Source organism: Priestia sp. VA7 (assembly GCF_055710015.1).
In genome coordinates, this window is sequence record NZ_JBVQPN010000001.1 from 909,448 (window position 1) to 924,625 (window position 15,178).

15 protein-coding genes, 1 pseudogene and 1 riboswitch are annotated in these 15,178 nt (G+C 38.6%); of the genes and pseudogenes, 13 read left to right on the forward strand and 3 right to left on the reverse strand.

Features of this window, described 5'->3' with window-relative positions:
• Positions 1 to 122: 122 nt before the first annotated feature.
• Positions 123 to 743 carry a LysE family translocator gene (locus AC0C45_RS04735; RefSeq protein ID WP_013058667.1) on the reverse strand — a complete coding sequence of 207 codons (621 nt, stop codon included), beginning with the start codon at positions 741 to 743 and terminating at the stop codon, positions 123 to 125.
• Positions 744 to 963: 220 nt separating this feature from the next.
• On the opposite strand from AC0C45_RS04735, the gene AC0C45_RS04740 reads away from it, so the two are divergent.
• The 4 genes and pseudogenes from AC0C45_RS04740 to AC0C45_RS04755 all read left to right on the forward strand — a co-directional run bounded on the left by AC0C45_RS04740 (position 964) and on the right by AC0C45_RS04755 (position 4,387).
• On the forward strand, positions 964 to 1,446 hold the full coding sequence (locus tag AC0C45_RS04740; RefSeq protein WP_016765270.1) for a GNAT family N-acetyltransferase: 483 nt from the start codon (positions 964 to 966) through the stop codon (positions 1,444 to 1,446).
• Complete coding sequence (locus tag AC0C45_RS04745; protein ID WP_237892860.1) at positions 1,443 to 2,369, forward strand: DMT family transporter; 927 nt, start codon at positions 1,443 to 1,445, stop codon at positions 2,367 to 2,369. The genes AC0C45_RS04740 and AC0C45_RS04745 overlap by 4 nt, the downstream gene beginning before the upstream one ends.
• A 24-nt stretch (positions 2,370 to 2,393) precedes the next feature.
• Positions 2,394 to 3,332, forward strand: coding sequence for an MBL fold metallo-hydrolase (locus tag AC0C45_RS04750; protein WP_472927927.1), 939 nt, complete (start codon positions 2,394 to 2,396; stop codon positions 3,330 to 3,332).
• A 202-nt stretch (positions 3,333 to 3,534) separates the two neighbouring features.
• Positions 3,535 to 4,387: pseudogene (locus tag AC0C45_RS04755) on the forward strand (VOC family protein).
• A 474-nt stretch (positions 4,388 to 4,861) separates the two neighbouring features.
• Here the strand turns inward: AC0C45_RS04755 and AC0C45_RS04760 are convergent.
• Positions 4,862 to 6,247, reverse strand: coding sequence for a protoporphyrinogen oxidase (locus AC0C45_RS04760; protein ID WP_034649449.1), 1,386 nt, complete (start codon positions 6,245 to 6,247; stop codon positions 4,862 to 4,864).
• Between the two features lie 221 nt (positions 6,248 to 6,468).
• On the opposite strand from AC0C45_RS04760, the gene AC0C45_RS04765 reads away from it, so the two are divergent.
• From AC0C45_RS04765 to AC0C45_RS04790, 6 genes are all read left to right on the forward strand, one after another.
• Positions 6,469 to 7,794 (forward strand): metallophosphoesterase, encoded by a 1,326-nt coding sequence (locus AC0C45_RS04765; protein ID WP_472927928.1) that lies wholly within the window; start codon positions 6,469 to 6,471, stop codon positions 7,792 to 7,794.
• A 159-nt stretch (positions 7,795 to 7,953) separates the two neighbouring features.
• Positions 7,954 to 8,376: a GtrA family protein gene (locus AC0C45_RS04770; protein ID WP_047930706.1), complete on the forward strand. Its 423-nt coding sequence runs from the start codon at positions 7,954 to 7,956 to the stop codon at positions 8,374 to 8,376.
• A gap of 37 nt (positions 8,377 to 8,413) precedes the next feature.
• A complete protein-coding gene (locus tag AC0C45_RS04775) occupies positions 8,414 to 10,099 on the forward strand; it encodes a DUF6044 family protein (RefSeq protein ID WP_047930705.1) in 1,686 nt (561 codons plus the stop codon).
• 12 nt (positions 10,100 to 10,111) lie between these two features.
• Positions 10,112 to 11,101, forward strand: a complete 990-nt coding sequence (locus AC0C45_RS04780) for a glycosyltransferase family 2 protein (protein WP_280168672.1) — start codon at positions 10,112 to 10,114, stop codon at positions 11,099 to 11,101.
• A 107-nt stretch (positions 11,102 to 11,208) separates the two neighbouring features.
• A complete protein-coding gene (locus AC0C45_RS04785; protein WP_013084629.1) occupies positions 11,209 to 11,649 on the forward strand; it encodes a hypothetical protein in 441 nt (146 codons plus the stop codon).
• 81 nt (positions 11,650 to 11,730) lie between these two features.
• Complete coding sequence (locus AC0C45_RS04790) at positions 11,731 to 12,183, forward strand: GNAT family N-acetyltransferase (RefSeq protein WP_280168671.1); 453 nt, start codon at positions 11,731 to 11,733, stop codon at positions 12,181 to 12,183.
• Between the two features lie 6 nt (positions 12,184 to 12,189).
• On the opposite strand, the gene AC0C45_RS04795 is transcribed toward AC0C45_RS04790, so the two are convergent.
• Positions 12,190 to 12,486 (reverse strand): hypothetical protein, encoded by a 297-nt coding sequence (locus tag AC0C45_RS04795; RefSeq protein WP_016765260.1) that lies wholly within the window; start codon positions 12,484 to 12,486, stop codon positions 12,190 to 12,192.
• Between the two features lie 121 nt (positions 12,487 to 12,607).
• A riboswitch (SAM riboswitch) is annotated at positions 12,608 to 12,709 on the forward strand.
• A gap of 63 nt (positions 12,710 to 12,772) precedes the next feature.
• On the opposite strand from AC0C45_RS04795, the gene AC0C45_RS04800 reads away from it, so the two are divergent.
• From AC0C45_RS04800 to alaP, 3 genes are all read left to right on the forward strand, one after another.
• A complete protein-coding gene (locus AC0C45_RS04800) occupies positions 12,773 to 13,117 on the forward strand; it encodes a hypothetical protein (RefSeq protein ID WP_230586511.1) in 345 nt (114 codons plus the stop codon).
• 100 nt (positions 13,118 to 13,217) lie between these two features.
• Positions 13,218 to 13,376, forward strand: a complete 159-nt coding sequence (locus tag AC0C45_RS04805) for a DUF1540 domain-containing protein (RefSeq protein WP_016765258.1) — start codon at positions 13,218 to 13,220, stop codon at positions 13,374 to 13,376.
• A gap of 315 nt (positions 13,377 to 13,691) precedes the next feature.
• On the forward strand, positions 13,692 to 15,095 hold the full coding sequence (gene alaP, locus AC0C45_RS04810) for an alanine permease AlaP (RefSeq protein WP_013058652.1): 1,404 nt from the start codon (positions 13,692 to 13,694) through the stop codon (positions 15,093 to 15,095).
• Positions 15,096 to 15,178 lie beyond the last annotated feature (83 nt).

Consider the following 15,178-nt stretch of genomic DNA (forward strand, 5'->3'; position numbering starts at 1 on the left):
AAAATAATAATTTTGGTCTTTTGTCAACTAACCTCACATGGAAAAATAGGGTGATATGACAAATGAAGCGGGTATGAAAAGGAAATAACAGCAGGGATGAAAGAAATTTCATTTTGTTTTACTTAATTGTTGCTAGAAAATAAAAGTTTTAGGCCCAGTACGCCAAAAACCGTTCCTTTTACATATTTTAATGTGTGCTGAAAGATGCGGCTTTTTTTGACTTTTTTTCCAAGGCCAGAAGCAAATAGCGCAATAAGTGAAAAGATGATGAGCGTTTCGGCGATAAAGATGATACCGAACAAAATCATCTGTAAGCTTACATGTCCAAGAGACGAATTAACAAACTGCGGTAAGAACGTGATGAAGAAAATAGCTACTTTTGGATTGGTTAAGTTGCTAACGAATCCTTTTCTAAAGTGATGGTGCTGCTGAACGTTTTCTGTTAATTCCAACGGACCGCTTTTTTCGCGAAACGATTGGTATGCTAAAAACAGCAGGTACAGAACGCCTACAACCTTTAGAATCGTAAAGGCTATAATTGATTTTTGAAAGATAATAGATAGCCCCACTGCGGCTAAAAGAGTATGTACAAATGTTCCCGTAATAGATCCCAATACGGTTTTGATGCCTGCTTTGACGCCTGAAGCAATACTTTGTGTCATTACAAAAATCATGTCTTGTCCTGGTATTAAGACAATGATAAGTGACACGGCTATGTAAGGTATAAGCCAAGAAAATGTCATGATGATTCCCTCCCAACAGAATTTTAACCATTTCGACAAAAAGTTCTCAAGAGTGTGTGCTAATGAATTAATAGATTAATGGAGTAAAGTTAAGAAGGCATAAAAGCATAAAAAGAGGTTATTTCTTCTAATAAAATTCAATAAAAGATGTAGGAAAAAAATAGGTGGTGTTGTATAATGATTCGATATACTTAATTTTTATAGAAAGAGGGTAAAATTTATGAAGTACTGTTTAGCACAGCCAGAGGACGCTGCTACAGTTCACGATCTTATGCTGCAAGCCTTCTCCGTATATCGGGATTCTGTCCCACCGTCCAGTGCTCTTGATGAAACGATAGAATCTATTATGCAATCGTTAAAGCACGGAAAAGAAGCTGTCATTTTATACGTCGAAAATAAGCCGGTAGCGATGGCGCGTTTTACGCTAGAAGAAACGAGCTTATATTTTTACCGTCTGTCTGTCATTCCTGCTTTTCAAGGAAAAGGAATGGCTAAGCAGCTTATTCAATGGCTAGAAACGTACGCCAAAGAGTGTGGCAAGGAAAGTTTATCATGCAAGGTGCGAATGAGCGTTTCTCGTAATATAGCTTTGTATGAATCAATGGGCTTTTACATAGAGGAAAAAGAAATCGTACATAGAGGGGGAGTGGATATTCCCGTAGTAAATATGAAAAAAGAGATTCTAAAAGGAGTAATGGCATGAATAAATCAACTCTTCCTTTACCGCCTCCTGTCTTTCTTTTAATCGGTGTATTAGCCGTTTCTTTTTCTTCTATTTTAATTAAATGGTCGAACGCACCTGCTTCTATTTTAGGAATGTATAGACTGCTGTTTACGGTCCTTTTATTTTTACCGTTTTTACCATGGAGGAAAATGAAAATTCTTTTTAAAAACAGCACGGTAAAAGAATGGCTAATGCTAGCTGTATCAGGCGTGTTTTTAGGACTTCACTTTCTGTTTTGGATGGAGTCTTTTTCACATACAACAGTTGCTAGCGCTATGATTTTAACTGCGCTTGAGCCGGTCTTCGTAGTGATAGGAGCTTATTTTTTATTTAAGGAAAAAACAAGCAAAGTAGGAATTATCAGCATTTTAATTGCTGTTAGCGGCTCAGTGATTATCGCATCGGGAGATATCGGACTATCCAAAACGGCTCTTTACGGAGACTTACTTTCTATTTTAGGTACAGTAGCTGTTTCTGTTCATATGCTTGCGGGGCAAGAATTATGCAGGAAAATGCCTTCAATCATCTATAGCTTCGCCGTTTTTTTAATCGGTGGCCTGGTTCTATTTGTCTACAATGTTTGGACACATATATCGCTCACTCAGTATGAATCAAAAGACTGGTGGATCTTTTTGCTTTTAGCGCTTATTCCTAATATTTTTGGTCATGCCTTATTTAACTGGCTGTTAAATTACGTAGGTGCTACAACGATTTCAATGGCTATTTTAGGAGAGCCAATTGGTGCCATCATTCTCGCTTATTTCTTGCTTGGAGAAATGACCACTGTTTCTCAGCTAGTGGGAGGGATGATTGTGATGATTAGTGTGATGATCTTCTTAAAGTACAAAGCAGAAGAGCCGAAAAAAGTCATAGCTCTTCAAGAAAAGTCCAATATCAGCTAATTGGATAGGCAAGCAGCACCGAGTATGGTACAGTTTATTTATCATTATTTACCATTTAGTGAAGCGGTTTTTATTAAACTACATAAAGCGGGTGTAAATATGCTGAAAAAACTAACGGACCATGTTTATTACTTTCCTCATTCTGAAGAAACGGATCGGCCGGTGCTCGGGCTTATATGCGGGGAGAAGTATAGTTTCATCGTAGATGCCGGGAATTCTCCTGCGCATGCATCATTATTTTTAGAAGAAGTTGAAAAAATGGGCGTGCCTCCACTCAAAGGAGTAGCTATTACGCATTGGCACTGGGATCATACATTTGGCATTCATGCCATGAACAAGTATACAATCAGCCATCATCTAACGAAGAAAAAGCTGGCTTATTTAAAGACACTGCGCTGGGACGATGATGCCTTAGATAAACGCGTTCAGGAGGGGGAAGAAATCGAGTTTTGCCGGGATATGATCAAGAAAGAAATGCCGTGTCGAGACACGTTAATTTTACAGGAGCCGGATGTAACGTTTCATCATCATATGGAAGTTGACTTGGGTGGAATTACTTGTTGTATTCAGCATATTGGAGGGGTACACGCGCAGGACTCGTCCATTGTCTACATACCCCAGGAAAAAGTCCTGTTTTTAGGTGATTGTCTATGCCCAGATCTTTATAGCGGTGACTGGAGCTATGATAAAGAAGACTTTGAGCGGATTCAAAGAGAACTTAAAAAATATGATGCGCAGTATTATCTCTCATCTCATTTTGACCCTGAAACTTCTGAGGAACTTTGGCGAGATTTAGACCAATTGAGTGCGATTGGAGAAATTGTAGGAAATGAAGTCGATTTAGAAAAAGCATGTTTTCAGTTTGAATGTGAAACGTATAAGAAGCCAACAAATGAGCAAAAAGAGAGAATACAGTATTTTGTTAATGGAAATGTCAAGCGCAAAAGCAGAGAACTGTTTTGATAGTTTATGCATAATGATAAATAAGCCCGCCTGTTCATACTATGTTATGAGCAGGCGGGCTTATTCAACTGGTTGTGCAGTGATACAAGCTTTAAGTTATGATAGTAAAATAAATAACTTGACGAAATAAAGTTATAAAAATATAATCAGTTACACAAAGTAAGTTAATTAAAAAATAATATATTCAAAAGGAGAAATAATCATGAACTTTCACCGTGCTCCTCATATATTTGTTGGGAAAGTAAATTTAAAAGTAGAAAATTTAGAGCGTTCACTTGCTTTTTACCAGCAAATAATTGGGTTTAAACTTTTAGGGAGAAAAGAGAACAAAGCTCTGTTAACAGCTGATGGACGCACCGCGCTGTTATCGATTGAACAGCCGGAAAACGTTACAGCAAAACAGCCTCGTACAACAGGCTTATATCATTTTGCTCTATTGTTGCCGACTCGTTCTGATTTAGGAAGTATACTGCAGCATTTGTTAAATAGCGGTTATCCGCTTCAAGGGGCGTCTGATCATCTAGTGAGCGAAGCGCTGTACTTGGCAGATCCAGATGGAAACGGCATAGAGATTTATCGAGATCGTCCGTCAAGTACATGGGAATGGAATGACAGTGAAGTAGTAATGGCTACAAAACCTTTAGATGCAGAAGCGATATTAGCTGAAGGAAACGGTAAACCATGGACAGGATTACCTTCAGCTACCTTAATGGGACATATTCATCTTCACGTTTCTGAATTAGAGCAAACGGAAAACTTTTATCGAAATGGATTAGGTTTTGAGGTTGTGAGCAATTACCATAATCAAGCATTGTTTATTTCAACTGGGCGCTATCATCATCACATCGGACTAAACGTTTGGAATGGAATTGGAGCGCCTAGTCCTCTTGAAAGCAGCGTTGGTTTAGGGGTCATTTACACTTGTTTTTCCAGCTGAAGAAGCAAGGGAGCAGGCAATAAATCAGCTTCGTGAAATCGGAGCAGCTGTGTCTAAAGAAAACCAAGATTTCATCACAAAAGATCCATCAGGCAATATAATTAGATTAGTCCTTTAACATAAAAGCTGCCGCAATTGGCAGCTTTTATTTATCGCAATGTTCGTCAAAATAGGAAAGAAATGTACACTTTTTTCTCAAATAGTAAGATGATAATGGCGAAAACGGTGTTATTTTCAGGGAAATAAACGAAGAGTCTTACGTTTAAAAAAGTTTGTAAACAAGCGGGCGTGGGAATAAAATACATATCAAGCATCATTTCTTATCGTTATTGAATCTTTATATAAAGTCTTTTCATATAAAACCTTGAAAGAAGGGAGCGGAAACCTGTGAGATATAAAGTGAAACATTGGCTTAGATTAACTTCAGACGAGCGCTATCTTGTATTGTTTGCTACTGCTGCTTTGCAAAAAGAAAAGCGATAAAAGAGTTGTTAATAGTAAGGAAAGTAGCTTTATATGCTAACGAAAAGGTAATAAAAGGCCTGAAAATAATATATTTATTTTCAGGCCTTTTATTGTTTTCAAACCTTTTTTAAGTCAACTGTTGAGAGATAGCTTCAGCCGTTTGTTTGCCGTTTGTTATACACGCTGCAATGCCTACTCCATAGTAAGAACAGCCGGCTAATGTAATAGCGGGGTGCTTGTCATGCAATTTTTGAGTCAAGCTGCGTACAAGTTCACCGTGTTTAAGGTGATAGGTAGGCATCAATTTATCCCAATTGGTTACGTCGCTTTCAATGGGCTGCTCTTTGATTCCTAAGCTGTTTTCAATGTCCTTTTGTGCCACTGCTAGCAGCTCTGCTTTTGACATCGTCCGCAGGGTGTCAAAGTGGTGACTCGTGCTTTTATAAAATAAGCGAACTAACAAATTCCCTCGCTTAGAGGTGTGAGCCCATTTTTTGCTCGTCCACGTGCAGGCATTGGCGATTAAGTGGCTTGATTGAGAGGCAATAAACCCGGTGCCTTCAGCGGGAAGGTATTCGTCTGGAACGTCATAGCCGATGTACATGCTAATGAGAGAAGAATCTTTTAACTGCTCAAAGTCTTCGTTTAATTCGGGATCGTTCAACAGTTGCTGAGCAGCCGTGTGCGGTGTAGCTAACACCACGTAATCCGCTGAATGGGCTTGCCCCGGCGTACTGATTTGGTAACGTTCACCGTTCCGTTTTATGCTGGTGGTTGGCGTATCTTTTAAAATCGTTACATCAGAAAGCTCTTCTTCTAAGCGGTGAATAATCGTTGATAAACCTTGTTTAAACGAAATGAATTTTTTATTTCCTGCCGTTTTAAATTTTTTTTCATTGGCTCCCATTCCCTTGATGATGCTGCCGTACGTGTTTTTATAGTCGAGCAGATACGGGAGAGTCGAAGAAATCGTAAGTTTGTCTAAATCGCCAGAGTAGACGCCCGATAAAATAGGTGCAATTTGCTTTTCTACTAGCTCTTCTCCTAAAAAATGTTTTAAAAAGAGTCCGATTGAGCTGTCTTTCGTAAACGTTGTATTTTTAGTAATTAAGTCTTTTAAAGCTGTAATTTTAGCTTTTGAAGAAATCAGCTCGCTCTTAAAAAGAGATTCCACGCTTGTTGGAATACCGAACATGGTATCTTCAGGAATTGGAAGCAGCTCATTAGCAGAGTAAATAAACGATTTGCCCGTTTTGTTATAGACTAAATCGTTTGTTAAGTACAGCTCTTCTAGCAGGGGCATAACGTTTTCTTTTCGAGCTACAATAGAATCCGCCCCTGTTTCCATAATAAATTCCCCAGCTTCACGGGTATTGATTTTCCCTCCTAAATGGGCATGTTTCTCTAGTAATAATAATTTAAGCGGGAGATTACGTTCTCGTTTTAGTTTCTGCAAATAGTACAGAGTGGTTAAGCCCGTAATTCCTCCTCCAATAACAGCGACCGTTTTCAAAATATTCACTCCTACATTTTCAACAATTAGTCTGTAATATACGAAAATCATACCACTATGACTAGGAAAAGTGTAATGAATTGATTGTGAACATAGTGTGTGCAAACACGAAAAGAAATATTGAAACTATACGATTAGATATTTTGAAATTACATAAAATAAAAGCTCACACACGTAGAGAAAATGACTGAGACGCAGCAGTGAAGAAAGGAGGAAGCATCATGCTCGGCGGTTTTATGGAAACGCTGAAAAAAGACTGGCTCGCTTTAGTATTAATAAGTGTTCTTATATGCGGTATTACCTTAAACGTACGAGCCGAAGAGAAGAGCGGACGAAGCGGATACATCGAACCAAAGCTAGTTTTTCCTGTGATCAGTGATGTTCATATTAAGGAAACAGGAACGCTTGATTTGCGTACTTTTCAACATGCATTAACGCAGTTAAATGAACAGGCACCGAAACAAGATGCATTTGTAGTAGTAGGAGATTTGGCTGATACCGGCGCGTTAAAAGAATACGACCGCTTTTTTTCTATTTATAATCAAAATAAACAGCCGCAGGCCGTATCTCTTTTTACGATTGGTAATCATGAATACAGGGACAGCGTAACCAATCAGCAAGCGCAGCAGCGTTTTTTATCTAAAACTAAAATGAAAGCTCTTTATTTTCATCAAGTGATAAAAGGATATCATTTTATCATGCTTGGAACAGAAAGCCGTCTGACGGCCGGTGATTATTCAGTCAAACAAATTAACTGGCTTGCTGAACAGTTGAAGATAGCAAAGCGAGACGATCCTAAAAAACCGATTTTTGTCTTTATTCATCAGCCTATTAACAATACACTGTACGGGAAAAACAGATGGGGGATAGAAGTGAATGAACAACTTCTTTATAATACGTTAAAACCTTATCCGCAAGTCATTACATTTTCTGGTCATACCCACCATCCGTTGGACGATCCTCGTACTATTTTTCAAAGAGATTTTACATCTCTTGCAACGTCTTCTGTTCGGTATATTTGGCCTGGTGCCGGATATTTACAAGGTGAACTTCCTCCTGGCTACCGAGATGTGAGTCAAGGTCTTCTTGTAGAGGTTTATAATCGAAAAGTAGTCGTTAAAAGGCGGGATTTTCACGCAAATAACTGGACAGGAGAAGCGTGGGAAATTAACATACCTGCAGATGCAAAAAAGTTTCACTACACGAATGAACGAGATTTAGTAAAACCGATTTTTCTGCCAAGCTCTACTATTTCTGTTATACAAGAAAAAGCTTCATCGAATCAGCTGTATATCCAGTTTACGCAAGCGGTGGATAATCTGATGGTTCATTCTTATCGCATTACCGTCAAAAATAAAGAAACTGGAGAAGTGGTCAAAACATATAATGCATTTTCTCAATACTACAGCGATCCCGTTCCGGATGTTCTAAGTCTTCCGTTATCAGGTTTACAGCCTCATACTGCGTATCAAATAGAAGTAGCGGCAGTGGATGCGTTTGACAATCAAAGCGACCAAAAATTAATCATTGAAGGCTCTACTAAATAGCTAAAAGAGTCCTAATTTTTATTGATTCTTTTAGCTTTTTTTCATCTGTTTTTAATGTTATTTTCATTAGATTTTTAAGTGGAGTTGCTACACTGAAACTGTATTTAAAGTCATAATATGTAATTTTCATGAAAGTATCAAAAATCAAAAGGAGTTTGTATGAAAGGATCTTTTGTACGTTTTTTAGTAGTGGGACTGGTCAATACAGCAGTAGGTCTTTCCATTATGTATGTGCTGCTTCATATTTTTCATCATTACTGGGCAGCAACGTTTATCGGAAACGCAACAGGAGCAGTCGTCAGCTACGTGTTAAATCGAATATTTACGTTTAAAAGCGGAGTTCATTTATCTACAAGCATACTGCGTTTTATTTTGGTTATCGGCGTTTGCTACGGCTTGTCTTACTATATTGGACTGCAGTTCTCCAGCTGGTTATTGCATCAACTTCCTGCTGCTATGCGTCCGTTCAAAAAAGATGTCGGTATATTAATTGGAACAGGTCTGTATACGCTTTTAAATTATACGGGTCAAAAATACTTTGTATTTAATACAAAAAAAGAAGCAGTCGTCGTACACGATTAGCTTCTAGCAATTACGAAATGGAAATAGGTGTTAACAGATGAAGAAAGAAACAGCTATGAATAAAGAAAAAACATTGCTTATTATCGCTTTCCTTTTGCTGCTTGCATATGTATCTCCTATGTTTTTGCTCGGGGAAAATTCACATATACGCGTGCACGATAATTTAGACTCAAATATTACGTGGTATAAAGTTCTGCATCGAAGCGGAGAGCTGTTTGGCTCCAGTCATGCCGTATTACCTCAAATTATTAACGGATTGCCGAGGAATACATTTGGAACAGAATTTAGCGGTATTCAGTGGCTGTATGGTTTATTCCCGACCATGCTTGCGTACAGTCTCAGCCAAACGATCACGCGCGTATTTGCTTTAATTGGAATGTACTTATTATTAAAAAAGCATTTTATTAAAAGTGAGGATGCTTATGCGATTCGAGTGCTTGTATCACTTGCTTTTGCACTTACTCCTTTTTGGCCTTCAGGCATGCTGAGTACATTAGGACAGCCGCTGGCGCTGTGGGCGTTTTTAACCATTCGAAACCGCGAAGGAACGTGGAAGGAATGGCTTACTCTTTTATTGCTTCCGTTTTACGCAAGTTTTGTGCTAGGGTTTTTCTTCTTTTTAACGGCGATGGGAACGCTGTGGCTAAGAGATGCAGTTAAAAAACGAGTGTGGAATATTCCTTTTTTAAGCAGTATTGCAGCGATGACCGCTGTCTTTCTGCTCATTGAATACCGCCTTGTTGATTCTCTTTTATTTCCGGAGGCCCCGACGAGTCGAAATGAATTTTTAAGCTCTACTCTAAGTTTCGGACATTCCGTTCGCCTTGCTTTTAAGAACTATACGCTTGGGCATACACATGTAATGACACTTCATACCTTTGTCATTTTGCCGCTTTCTTTTATTGTACTGTGGATTGTTGCTCGCAATCAGAAAGAAAAGCTTGAAAAAACGTTTTTGCAGTTATTTATTTTTAATCTCCTACTGTCGATGTGGTATGCATTTTGGTTTTATAAAGGATGGGAGCCGCTAAAAGAAAAATATCAGCTTTTTAATACGTTTAACTTTGCTAGATTTCATTTTTTACGCCCTCTCATTATTTATTTGATGTTTGCAGTTGGCAGCTATGTTTTATGGAAACGGGGCCAGGCGTGGAAAAAGTTTGTGTGGGTGTGTTTGGTTTTACAGCTGCTTGTGTTATTTATAGCGAACCCTGAGCTTTATTATCGCTACAATCACGAGCCGTCAGTCAAAGAATTTTATGCTGTCCACCAATTCGATGAAATCAGCAGATATATAGGGAAACCTAAATCATCTTATCGGGTAGCAAGCATTGGGCTTCATCCATCCATTGCTCAGTATAACGGCTTTTATACGCTAGATACGTATAACAACTTCTATCCGTTAACGTATAAACATGAGTTTCGCAAAATCATTGCCAAAGAGCTTGATAAAAATAAAAAGTTAGAAAGTTACTATGATCATTGGGGCAACCGCTGCTATGTGTTTGTTAGCGAGCTAGGGAAAAAATATGATTACCGAAAAGACTCAACGAAAAAAATCCGTCATTTGCAGCTTAATATCAGCCAATTTAAAAAAATGGGCGGTCGCTATATCTTTTCAGCTGTGCCAATCGAAAATGCTGAAAGTGACGGTTTGCACTTTTTAAAAGCGTTTAACGATAAACAGTCCGCTTGGAAAGTGTATGTATATGAAGCAAAGTAAGGGGGCAATAGCATGAACAGACCTATTTTAACGATTGTTGTTCCATGTTACAACGAAGAAGAAGTATTCACAGAAACATCTTTTCAATTAACTACTGTAGTAAAAGAACTGATAAATGAACGTCTTGTATCAAGTGAAAGTACCATTTTATTTGTAGACGATGGAAGCAAAGACAGAACGTGGTCGCTTATTGAAAAAGAAAGCTGCAGCAATTTGTTTGTAAAAGGGTTAAAGCTAGCGCGGAATGTAGGACATCAAAATGCTTTGCTCGCAGGACTAGAAGCAGCCCATAAGCAATCCGACTGCGTCATTTCCATTGACGCAGATTTGCAAGATGATATCAGCGTTATTCGTACTTTTATAGAGAAATATTGGCTCGGGTATGAAGTCGTATATGGTGTTCGAGACAGCAGAGAAACCGATACATTTTTTAAACGAACCACGGCAGTAGGGTTTTACCGTGTTATGAATAAGCTAGGAATTCAGCTCGTTCAAAATCACGCCGATTTTCGTCTCATGAGCAAACGTGCTCTTGGTGAACTTATGAAATATAAAGAAGGCAACGTCTTTTTGCGAGGCCTTGTACCATTAGTAGGATTTCGCTCCACGGAAGTCACATATGACCGCAAAGAACGGATAGCGGGCGAATCAAAATATCCGTTAAAGAAAATGCTTGCTTTTGCATTTGATGGAATTACATCTTTTAGCGTAGCGCCAATACGCCTATTAACGCTGCTTGGAGGAGCTTCTTTTCTTTTTAGTATTGCGTTTGGTATTTACGCGCTGATTCAAAAATATTTAGATCATACGCAAATTGGCTGGACGTCTCTTATTTTATCAATTTGGCTTGTAGGCGGCCTGCAGCTGATGGGAATGGGTCTTGTCGGAGAATACATTGGCAAGATTTTTAACGAAGTGAAACAGCGTCCTAAATATGCGATTGAAAGAGATTTATATACAAAACACTCATTAGACACACAAAAAGATTTGCTTATGCATTAATAAGAAGCTTCTCCTAAATGGAGAGGCTTTTTTTGTTAAAGCGTTTATCATAATTTTTAAGTGAACAGGAAATGCTACTACTAAAATTTCTAAGGAGATCAAAATCTATGAAAAGACTATTTTATACAGTCAGCACTTTTTGTTTTGTGTGGCTTGCTTTTGCAGCCATTCATGTCAACGCTCTTTCGATTGAGAAGCTTCCGATGAAGAAATCATCTGAACAATGGTCGGTTGAACTGACAAAAGCGAGCATGACGGGAGATAATCAGCTAAAGTGGAAAAATAATGTCTATCATACATATGGATTAACCGTTGAAAACATTGGAAAAGACGTAGAGCGCGTGCAGGTCCAAGCTTTTCGGCACGAAGGAAAAAATAAGGCGAAATACAGCTTGTTTTCTCCTATTGAAAGGTCTAACTTAAGCAAAAGCGGTCAGCGCTTTCGCTATGCGAATTTTGCTGTTCCTGGAAAAGCGGCAGGTTTAGACATTATGATTAACTGGACGGACGAACGAGGCAATCATCAAGAACATTTTGAATTTAAATAAAAGTCTTCGCTTAGGCGAAGACTTTTTTTGCAGGAATTTATCCTCGCATGTGGAAAACGAACACGAAAGGAGAGATCTATAATGATTGCAAAAGCTACTGAAGAAGAATTACAGGAAATTCGGACGAAATCTGCTGATGCGCTGTTTGAAGGAACAATGAAGCAGTTTCATCCGTCAGCTGAACGCGTAAATGAACTAATTGGTAGTGCCTTTGAAAAAGGCTGTTATTATTTAGTTTTAAGACAAGAAAATAAACTCGCAGGCTGGGTTCTTATCGGCCCATCTACCGACTTCTTTTCAAAAGAAGAAATTGGCTTTATCTACGAATTATATGTTGTACCCGAATACCGCGGGCAAGGTTTGGCCAAGCCGTTAATGCAAAAAGCAATTGATGAATTGTCTATCAAAGGATACCGTGAAATCAGACTCAGCGTTCATGCTGGGAATTTTGCACAGCATGTGTATCGTGAACTTGGATTTGTAGATAAACAAATATCAATGAGCTTCCAAGTGGTGAAACGTCCGTACCGTTAGTGAATGTCAGCGAGTCCATAAAACATAAGATATTATACATGCGATGAGGTTCGGTAATGAAAGTAAAAGTAAATAAGTAGCCCAAACAGCGCCTTTATCTAGTACTTCAACGGCTCCTCCACCTGTATTGTCTGAGGAGGGGGGATCTTCAAGCGCGTTCATAATTAAAGCCGCCGCTGCTAAAATAACCCCTCCGATGCTTCCGGTTGTTTTGACAATTGCAATATGGAAAGTAGATGAAAAGGCAATGCTGAGAAGCAGCAGCAAGCTTCCCAAAAAAGCAGATAACATATATCGTTTCATGTGCTCACCATCCTTTATGAAAGCATACCATATTTTACTTCTTTTTTCTTTTTATTGAAAATCTATTGACGTAACCTATAAAACATATTAGAATGGTCAGAAATAATTTAAAAACGAAATATTCTTATCTAGAGAGGTGGAGGGACTGGCCCTTTGAAGCCTCAGCAACCACAATTATTGAATGGTGCTAATTCCAGCATAGCCTAGCTCTGACAGATAAGAAGAGGAAACTTTTTCTATGATGAAATCCTCTTCTTAGGAAGAAACATTTCGTATAGAAAAGGTGATGACATTGAATAATACACAAACGGCTTTATGCATTGACGATTATTTAGATCTATACTTATTAGCAAAAGAAATAAACGACGAAACGTGGCAGCAAGAAATTTTAGCCGTGCTAAAAACGCAGCAAAATCGTTCATTTGAAGAAAAACAATCCGCCCTAGTTCAAGAGATATGGGAAGATTTTAAACAGTTAAATGAAGATATTTCTTTTACGTATCGCTTAATTCAAGAAGAGCCAACTAACGAACAATTTCAGGCTAAATTAAGGCACTTGAGAGAACGGCGGATCACGCTGAGCCGTGAGTTATATTTAGCTAAAAAACAGTATGTTGAACACACGCAATAAAAAGATCCGCTTGAGAACCAAGCGGTTTTTTTACGTGAAAATGTTAGAATCGTTATATTTCGGGTAGTAAATAGATAAGACAAGCAAAGGAGGGATAACAGTGGCCCAAGGTGTATTATGTGAAGTGAATGAGTGCATGTATTGGAAATCCGGAAATAAATGCAGTGCAGAGTCCATTTACGTTGTGAGTCCTGAAAGTAGTCACCATGTTTCTGAAACGGAAGAACCTGGCTGTAAAACTTTTGAACCCGCGAGATAAATGCTAGTTTTTATAAAAAAGCATAAAATGAACGATGCGCTGACGGAGTTGAGTCGGCGTTTTTCTATTTTTTTAAAATACTATTACTTAGGTGCAATACTAAATACATATTAAAAAAGCAGTGTCTATGTCTAATTGTGCGTTTAAACAAAATGATAAGATAATTTTTTTGTTTTTCGACAAAAGAAAAGTGAGAGAAAGGTGATAGAATACAAATATACAGCCTAGCTGTCTTTTAGCACAAACTTATATGAAAGCGCTAACAAAAGGCTGTGTTCATCTCGTTTTGACAGATTGGAAAAAGGGGAGACGTTTATGCAGGGGAAAACTCAGGGGAAAGAATTGAAACGCGGGTTAGAAGAAAGACATGTGACGCTGATGTCCTTAGGAGCAGCCATAGGGGTAGGACTGTTTCTTGGATCTGCATCTGCTATTAAATTAGCAGGGCCAGGAATATTATTGGCGTACGGATTTAGCGGAATGATTATGTTTTTTATTATGAGAGCACTTGGAGAAATGGCGATTCAAAAACCTGTTGCAGGTTCATTCAGCAAGTACGCACGCGACTACTTAGGGCCGCTTGCTGGTTATTTAACAGGTTGGAACTACTGGTTTTTATGGGTTGTAACATGTATGGCTGAAATTACAGCCGTTGGTATTTATATGGGGTATTGGTATCCGGATGTACCAAACTGGATTTGGGCGTTATCGGCGCTTGTCATCATGACAACGGTTAACTTCTTAGCTGTTAAGGCATATGGTGAACTGGAATTTTGGTTTGCACTTATTAAAATTTTAGCGATTGTATTAATGATTGCCGTTGGATTATTAATGATTGTGTTTGGAATCGGCAACGGCGGCGTTGCGACTGGTATCAAAAACTTGTGGGACAACGGCGGACTGTTCCCGAACGGATTCAAAGGTATTTTGCTGTCGCTGCAAATGGTTATGTTTGCGTATTTAGGAATTGAAATGATCGGCGTTACCGCGGGAGAAGTGAAAAATCCGGAAAAATCTCTAGCAAGAGCGATTGATTCTGTCTTTTGGCGTATTCTTATTTTCTACGTCGGAGCGTTATTTGTCATTATGTCGATTTATCCGTGGCAAGAAATCGGTTCACAGGGAAGCCCGTTTGTATTAACATTTGAAAAAATCGGCATTCCAGCGGCGGCTGGTATCATTAACTTTGTTGTACTAACAGCAGCTCTTTCTTCTTGTAACAGCGGTATTTTTAGTACAGGCCGTATGCTGTTTAACTTAGCAGAACATGGAGAAGCACCAAAAGGATACGGTCAGCTTACAAAAGGCGGCGTACCGGGAAAAGCTGTTTTAGCATCAGCGGGTGCGCTATTAGTCGGAGTAGCGTTAAACTACATTGTGCCTGCCAAAGTATTTACGTGGGTAACGAGTATTGCAACATTCGGTGCGATTTGGACATGGGGAATTATTTTACTTTCTCAAATTAAATATCGCAAAACGTTAAAAACAGGTGAAGAGGCAAAACTGAAATATAAAATGCCTTTATTTCCGTTAACATCTTATGTGTCACTTGCGTTCCTAGCGCTAGTGGTGGTTTTGATGGCATATAATCCAGATACAAGAATTGCAGTTGTCATCGGACCATTATGGTTTATCGGTCTTATTATCGCGTACTACGCAAAAGGATTCCATAAACGAAGTCAAGGTTCAGCTGCAGCTGAGCAAAAGCTAGTAAAATAAAAGAAAAAACCTCTTTCTTGGAAAGAGGTCTTTTTTTATTAGTTTATGTGCAAATGATTAGTTTGTTTTAAGCGATCATTGGT

Bases quoted from the DNA above. Each gene is read 5' to 3' on its own strand.
- AC0C45_RS04735 (WP_013058667.1), bottom strand. From the start codon at position 743: ATGACATTTTCTTGGCTTATACCTTACATAGCCGTGTCACTTATCATT.
- AC0C45_RS04740 (WP_016765270.1), top strand. From the start codon at position 964: ATGAAGTACTGTTTAGCACAGCCAGAGGACGCTGCTACAGTTCACGAT.
- AC0C45_RS04745 (WP_237892860.1), top strand. From the start codon at position 1,443: ATGAATAAATCAACTCTTCCTTTACCGCCTCCTGTCTTTCTTTTAATC.
- AC0C45_RS04750 (WP_472927927.1), top strand. From the start codon at position 2,394: ATGGTACAGTTTATTTATCATTATTTACCATTTAGTGAAGCGGTTTTT.
- AC0C45_RS04765 (WP_472927928.1), top strand. From the start codon at position 6,469: ATGCTCGGCGGTTTTATGGAAACGCTGAAAAAAGACTGGCTCGCTTTA.
- AC0C45_RS04770 (WP_047930706.1), top strand. From the start codon at position 7,954: ATGAAAGGATCTTTTGTACGTTTTTTAGTAGTGGGACTGGTCAATACA.
- AC0C45_RS04775 (WP_047930705.1), top strand. From the start codon at position 8,414: ATGAAGAAAGAAACAGCTATGAATAAAGAAAAAACATTGCTTATTATC.
- AC0C45_RS04780 (WP_280168672.1), top strand. From the start codon at position 10,112: ATGAACAGACCTATTTTAACGATTGTTGTTCCATGTTACAACGAAGAA.
- AC0C45_RS04785 (WP_013084629.1), top strand. From the start codon at position 11,209: ATGAAAAGACTATTTTATACAGTCAGCACTTTTTGTTTTGTGTGGCTT.
- AC0C45_RS04790 (WP_280168671.1), top strand. From the start codon at position 11,731: ATGATTGCAAAAGCTACTGAAGAAGAATTACAGGAAATTCGGACGAAA.
- AC0C45_RS04795 (WP_016765260.1), bottom strand. From the start codon at position 12,486: ATGAAACGATATATGTTATCTGCTTTTTTGGGAAGCTTGCTGCTGCTT.
- AC0C45_RS04800 (WP_230586511.1), top strand. From the start codon at position 12,773: ATGACATTGAATAATACACAAACGGCTTTATGCATTGACGATTATTTA.
- alaP (WP_013058652.1), top strand. From the start codon at position 13,692: ATGCAGGGGAAAACTCAGGGGAAAGAATTGAAACGCGGGTTAGAAGAA.